At 32.0% G+C, this 463-nt stretch carries 1 protein-coding gene; it reads right to left on the bottom strand.

The features are described from left to right. The coding region (gene yidC / locus KDK95_RS38895) for a membrane protein insertase YidC (RefSeq protein WP_212522643.1) at nucleotides 1-463 on the bottom strand (463 nt) is incomplete at both ends.

The following is a 463-nucleotide window of genomic DNA, read 5'->3' as shown; positions in this document are numbered from 1 at the left end:
CGTTTTACTTGATACATATGCTTGGATAAAGTATAAAACACCCGCAATAATTGTAATCCAAATATCAGGACGTCCTAAATCGAACCATAAGAAGTGTGGATATTTAAACAAACCATCTACAAGTTGGTCTTTTAGTACAAAGTATAATCCCATGATGATTGGCAATTGGATTAGCATTGGTAAACAACCCAACATACTCTTAATCGGGTTCATGTCATACTTTTTATATACTTGCATTAATTCTTGGTTTGCAGCCATTTTTTCTTCTTGTGTACGCGCACGTTTCACTTTTTCTTGAATTTTTTCAACTTCTGGCTTTGCAACTTTCATTTTTTGACGCATCATATGACTATTTTTATAGTTTGACAACATGAATGGTAATAAAATAATACGAATTACCAATACAAGGATAATAATAGCTAAACCATAATTGTCGTTTAATAAGTTATTTCCCAACCAATCC

Source organism: Actinospica acidithermotolerans (assembly GCF_018139625.1).
Lineage (GTDB): Bacteria > Actinomycetota > Actinomycetes > Streptomycetales > Catenulisporaceae > Actinospica > Actinospica acidithermotolerans.
Note: the sequence above shows the minus strand (reverse complement) of the source record. Positions and strands in the feature narration are given on the sequence as shown.